The following is a 5202-nucleotide window of genomic DNA, read 5'->3' on the forward strand; positions in this document are numbered from 1 at the left end:
GTCCGACATGCCGCGCCGCGGCCGGTGCGGGGATCGCCGCGGGCGGCATGTCGGACATGGGCTCCTCGGGTGCGCTGCTCGGATTCGCCGCCGGTGGCTGTGCGCTGATCGGGCTGCGCGTCGCCTCGTACGACTACCCGTCCCGGTTCGTCCACATGACGGCCGGAGTGGCCCTGCCGCTGACCGTGGCCGCCCCGGCGATCTATCTCATCGGCCGCGTCGCCGGCGGATAGCGCCGTTAGGGTCTGCGCATGCGCGGACTGCGAATACTCCTCATCATCGTGGTGGTCCTCGGCGGCATATTCGTCGCCGTGGACCGCATCGCGGTGAACGTCGCCGAGAACAAGGCGGCCGACAAGATCCGGTCGAGCCAGGGGCTGAACTCCACCCCCGATGTCTCGATCAAGGGCTTTCCCTTCCTGACCCAGGTGGCCTCCTCGGAGCTCGACGAGGTCGACGTGAAACTGGCCGGGATCACGGCAACGGCGCAGGGTCGCTCGATCCAGCTGACCGAGGTCAGGGCCGAGCTGAAGAACGTGAAGATCAACAGCAGCTTCTCGTCGGCGGTCGCCGCCAGCGCCACCGGATCCGCGCGCGTCTCGTACGCGGACCTCACCAAGTCGGCGCCCAAGGGCGCGACCGTGAGCTACGCGGGCGCCGAGCGGGCCGCCAAGGGCCAGGTGAAGGTGACCGGCAGCATCGCCGACCTGCTGACGGGCGCCGGGATCTCCGTCCCCGAGTCGCTCAAGGCGCTGCCTCCGCTGTCGACGTACAGCACGGTGTCGCTCGTCGGGGGCGACCAGGTCAGGCTGCACGCTGAGTCGCTTCCCCCGCTGGTGGAGGACAGTCTGCGCAAGGTCGTCGACTACAACCTGAAGATCGACGGTCTGCCCTCGAGCATCAAGCTCGACAAGACGGCGGCCGCCGAGGACGGCATCGAGTTCTCGGGCACGGGGACGAACGTCGACCTCGCCGGATAGTGAGACGAAGGTGTCCGGTCCGTAGATGCGGGGCAGGCAGAGAGCAGTGACGAAGGGGTCCGGCGGGTGCCGGACCCCTTTCGCATCCCACATCGCGGACGATCGCGTCTCGATATGCGATACGCCGGTGACATGTGCACCTGTACGTCCCTACGATCGGATACATGAAGCGACAGGCGGATCTCACGAAGCGGCGGGCAGTAGATCTGTGCCGCGTCGCCGCCATGCTCTGTCGCACCTTCTGAGCGGGACACTCGACTCCCCTCACCCCCGGGCCCTTTGACCCCTTTTCATCAGGTTGTCAGGGCCACCCCTCGGCGCCGTACGCGCCTCCCCGCGTATCCGTGAATACGGCGCCATCGCACCATCCCGCCGCAGACTGCCCCGGAGGAGAAACCGCATGAGCCGCACTGACGTCCTGGTAGACGCCGACTGGGTCGAGGCCCACATCGAGGACCCGCAGGTCGCCATCGTCGAGGTCGACGAGGACACCGCCGCGTACGAGAAGAACCACATCAAGAACGCCATCCGGATCGACTGGACCAAGGACCTCCAGGACCCGGTCCGCCGCGACTTCATCGACCAGGCCGGCTTCGAGGAGCTGCTGTCGAAGAAGGGCATCGGCAACGACACCACGGTCGTTCTGTACGGCGGCAACAACAACTGGTTCGCCTCCTACGCCTTCTGGTACTTCAAGCTCTACGGCCACCAGGACGTCAAGCTCCTCGACGGCGGCCGCAAGAAGTGGGAGCTCGACTCCCGCGACCTCGTCGACGGCGACCAGATCCCCTCGCGCCCGGCCACCGAGTACAAGGCCAAGCCCCAGGACGAGTCGATCCGCGCCTACCGCGACGACGTCGTGGCCGCGATCGGCAGCCTCAACCTGGTCGACGTGCGCTCCCCCGACGAGTTCAGCGGCAAGCTGCTCGCCCCGGCGCACCTCCCGCAGGAGCAGTCGCAGCGCCCGGGTCACGTGCCCAGCGCCCGCAACATCCCGTGGTCGAAGAACGCCAACGACGACGGCACCTTCAAGTCGGACGACGAGCTCAAGGCCCTCTACGAGGACGAGCAGGTCGACCTGGCGAAGGACACCATCGCGTACTGCCGCATCGGTGAGCGCTCGGCCCTGACGTGGTTCGTCCTGCACGAGCTGCTCGGCCAGGCCAACGTCAAGAACTACGACGGCTCGTGGACCGAGTACGGCTCCCTCGTCGGCGTGCCGATCGAGCTCGGCGCCAACAAGTAACCCGTCCTTCGACCGACACGACAACCTGTATCTGGAGACACCATGTGTGGAGCGAAGGCCGGCGGCCCGGACGCCTCGACGATCAAGCCCGGTGAGACCACCATCCAGGGCAGCGTGACCAAGGACGGCGAGCCCGTCACCGGTTACGTGCGCCTGCTGGACTCGACCGGAGAGTTCACCGCCGAGGTCCCGACCTCGGCGACCGGACAGTTCCGCTTCTACGCGGCCGAGGGCACCTGGACGCTGCGCGCCCTGGTCCCTGGCGGCACGGCGGACCGTACGGTCGTCGCGCAGACCGGCGGTCTGGCAGAGGTCGCCATCGCGGTGTGACCGCAGGCTCATGAACCGGCCGGAGGGCCGCACCCCAGGGGGTTGGACGCTTTCCTGGACCGGGTGCGGCCCTTCGGTCGTACCCTGGAGACATGTACGCGCGACGGCGTCGTGGCTATTTCCTGCTCATGGGCGGATGCCTGGTCCTCTTCATCTCCGCCTGGGCTTTTGTGCGCCTCTGGTCGGTGCCTGCGGCCGTCGCGATGTGCGTCGTCGCCATGGTGATCCCGCCCGTCGCGGCGATGGTCGGCAACCGGCACGGACCCGACGACCGCTGGTGGGACGACCCCTCGGGGGACGGCAAGTCCGACGAGTGGTGGGACGAACTGGACGGCAAGAACAAGCGTCAGTAGACGAGTGCCTGTACGCCATCCGCCATGATCTCCTGCACGAAGACCTGCGCGCCCGCGATCCGTACGCCCTCGATGACGTCCTTCTCGGTGATCTCCCTGCGGGTCGCGCACTGCGTGCACAGGGTGATCTGCCCGTCGGCCCGAATCGACTCGATGAGGTCGGGAAGCGGCGCGGCATGCGGGAGTTCGAACTCCGCAGCCCGGCCCGGCAGGGCGAACCACGCGGACTCACCGGTCAGCCAGAGCGAGACCTCCACCCCGCTGGCCACGGCGACGGCCGCCACGGTGAACGCCTGCGAGCACCGCTCCGGCGCGTCGGACCCGGCAGTCACCTTGATCACGAGCTTCTTCCGCGCTGCTGTCATATGCCGAACTGTAATAGTCGGCCGTACAACCACCGCCCCCCACCGTGGGTCTGGTCTGTGCGCGGGTAACGGAATCCGCGCCTCAGGTCTCGTGGGGGGACCCCCTTTGGAAGCGCCAGAAGAATCGCAAACCGTTCCTGACGTGCAGGAACGGGAGAAAAGGCCGCGGCGTCGCGGTCGTACGACGCTGATCGTCGCGGCCGCTGCCGTGCTGGGGATCGTCGCCGGGACCGCCGTCGGCTACAAGATCCAGGCCGACCGCCCGCCGACCGCGCTGCCGGTGCTGGCACAGCAGGGTCTGACGTACCCGGCCAAGGCCCTCCCGAAGGGGCAGGCGCCGGTGGCGCTGTCCGCCAAGGAGGACAGTCTCGTACGGACCGACGGCGATCTGCGGAAGCTGCTGATCCCGAAGCCCGGTGGTACGAAGACCGCGACCACGCCCGTCTTCCAAGGCGCGACGATGCCGTTCGACAAGTGGCTGACGCCCGCGGAGTACGCGTACGAGTTCACCGAAGAAGCGCAGATGTTCACGTACCACGCGGAGAACGACATCCGCCGGATCGCTGCCGAGGACTTCGAGCAGGGTGAGTACAAGATGTTCGCCGTGCGGCTGGTGCAGTTCCGCAACGGGGTCACCGCCGGTGCTTCGGACTTCGCCGCCGACCAGCAGTCCTACATGTCCGGCACCAAGATCGGTGCGGGCTACGAGGGCGACGAGGTCAAGGGCAGCGGCAACGCCCGCTACTACATCTTCCCGGTGGAGAACAAGGCGGGCTATCTGCCCAACTACGAGGCGCGTGCGCTCGGTTATCGCGGTGACGTGATGTTCGACATCCACATCTTCGACACGCACAAGATCAGCAAGAGCGACATCCGGGCGCTCGCCGAGCGGCAGTTGGGGCGCCTGTGAACAACGAGGAAGAAGTAGCAGGGGAGCAGGTGCCGGCGCAGGTGCCGGAGTCGGAGCCGCAGACCGAGCCCGAGATGGAGGTCCTGGGGACCCCCAAGGCCCCGAGGCCCCCGTCCCGCGCCCTGCGGATCGCGGCCGCCGTACTGCCCGCGGTGCTCGTCCTGGGCGCTGCGGTCGGCGGTCTCGTCTACACCAAGTCCACTGTGGACAAGGCCGATACGACCGCCCCGACGACGGTCTGGGGCAAGGACCCCAAGCCGCCCGCGGACCCCGCCGATGGCATCGAGAAGGGACGGCACGACAGCCCGCTCAGCATGCTGCTGCTGCCCGTCCCGAGCGGCTACAAGCTCGGCCCCGACCTGCAGGAGTTCGGCAACGACTCCATCGTGAGCGGCAAGCAGGCCGAGGCCATGATGAAGGACGACGGCAAGGGCCTGGCGGGCAAGCAGCGCCGGGAGTGGGAGAAGCGGGTGGAGAAGCTGGGCCCCAAGGGCTTGGCGTTCCGTTCGTACACCGACTCCGCGAACGACCTCGACATCGAGGTGCGGATCATGCAGTTGAAGGACAAGAAGGCGGTGGCCGAGACCTATCGGTTCCGCAAGGACCTCATGGACTCCATCGGTCTCTTCCGTGACGGGCCGAAGATCACGGGCCATACGCACGCGAGCTGCTTCCTGCCGCCCAACGACAAGAAGTCGAAGCTGGAGGCGATGGTCTGCACGGCCTACGAGGGCGGAGCGCTGGTCACCCTGTCCGCGTACGGCACCAAGCCGTTCGACAAGTCCGAGGTGGCGAATCTGCTGAAGAAGCAGATCGACCACATCGCGTCCCCGGGGGAGTACGTATGACCGAGCCTGTGATCTCCGCGACTCCGGCGACTCCGGCGATCTCGGAGATCGTCGAAGAGACCCCGGCCGCAGCCCCGGTCCCGGCACCGGCGGACGCGCCCGCCGACCCGTTCGCCGACCCGTTCGCCGCCCCGCCCATGCCGTCCGCCCCGCCCCGGCGGCCCTTGAAG

The 5202-nt window shown here is 67.7% G+C and carries 8 protein-coding genes and 1 pseudogene; 8 read left to right on the forward strand and 1 reads right to left on the reverse strand.

Annotated features, from left to right (window positions below; all coding sequences use genetic code 11):
• From J0695_RS33540 to J0695_RS33560, 6 genes and pseudogenes are all read left to right on the forward strand, one after another.
• A pseudogene (locus J0695_RS33540) lies at window positions 1-233 on the forward strand (hypothetical protein); the annotation flags it as partial.
• A gap of 18 nt (window positions 234-251) precedes the next feature.
• Window positions 252-980 (forward strand): LmeA family phospholipid-binding protein, encoded by a 729-nt coding sequence (locus tag J0695_RS33545; RefSeq protein ID WP_206968542.1) that lies wholly within the window; start codon window positions 252-254, stop codon window positions 978-980.
• Window positions 981-1144: 164 nt separating this feature from the next.
• On the forward strand, window positions 1145-1225 hold the full coding sequence (locus J0695_RS45785) for a putative leader peptide (protein WP_350310325.1): 81 nt from the start codon (window positions 1145-1147) through the stop codon (window positions 1223-1225).
• Window positions 1226-1380: 155 nt separating this feature from the next.
• A complete protein-coding gene (locus J0695_RS33550; RefSeq protein WP_206968543.1) occupies window positions 1381-2226 on the forward strand; it encodes a sulfurtransferase in 846 nt (281 codons plus the stop codon).
• Window positions 2227-2268: 42 nt separating this feature from the next.
• On the forward strand, window positions 2269-2556 hold the full coding sequence (locus J0695_RS33555) for a DUF1416 domain-containing protein (RefSeq protein ID WP_206968544.1): 288 nt from the start codon (window positions 2269-2271) through the stop codon (window positions 2554-2556).
• Window positions 2557-2648: 92 nt separating this feature from the next.
• The gene (locus J0695_RS33560) at window positions 2649-2909 is read left to right on the forward strand and encodes a DUF3099 domain-containing protein (RefSeq protein WP_206968545.1); all 261 of its coding nucleotides are present in this window, start codon (window positions 2649-2651) and stop codon (window positions 2907-2909) included.
• Here J0695_RS33560 and J0695_RS33565 read toward each other — a convergent pair.
• The gene (locus J0695_RS33565) at window positions 2903-3274 is read right to left on the reverse strand and encodes a DsrE family protein (RefSeq protein ID WP_206968546.1); all 372 of its coding nucleotides are present in this window, start codon (window positions 3272-3274) and stop codon (window positions 2903-2905) included. The genes J0695_RS33560 and J0695_RS33565 overlap by 7 nt on opposite strands.
• A 142-nt stretch (window positions 3275-3416) precedes the next feature.
• On the opposite strand from J0695_RS33565, the gene J0695_RS33570 reads away from it, so the two are divergent.
• Together J0695_RS33570 and J0695_RS33575 are read left to right on the forward strand one after the other, a co-directional pair.
• Window positions 3417-4184, forward strand: a complete 768-nt coding sequence (locus J0695_RS33570) for a hypothetical protein (RefSeq protein ID WP_206968547.1) — start codon at window positions 3417-3419, stop codon at window positions 4182-4184.
• Window positions 4181-5032 carry a hypothetical protein gene (locus J0695_RS33575; RefSeq protein WP_307798853.1) on the forward strand — a complete coding sequence of 284 codons (852 nt, stop codon included), beginning with the start codon at window positions 4181-4183 and terminating at the stop codon, window positions 5030-5032. Before J0695_RS33570 ends, J0695_RS33575 begins: the two co-directional genes overlap by 4 nt.
• The last annotated feature ends 170 nt before the right edge of the window (window positions 5033-5202 follow it).

This window comes from Streptomyces beijiangensis (genome assembly GCF_017315755.1).
In the GTDB taxonomy this organism is placed as follows: Bacteria; Actinomycetota; Actinomycetes; order Streptomycetales; family Streptomycetaceae; genus Streptomyces; species Streptomyces beijiangensis.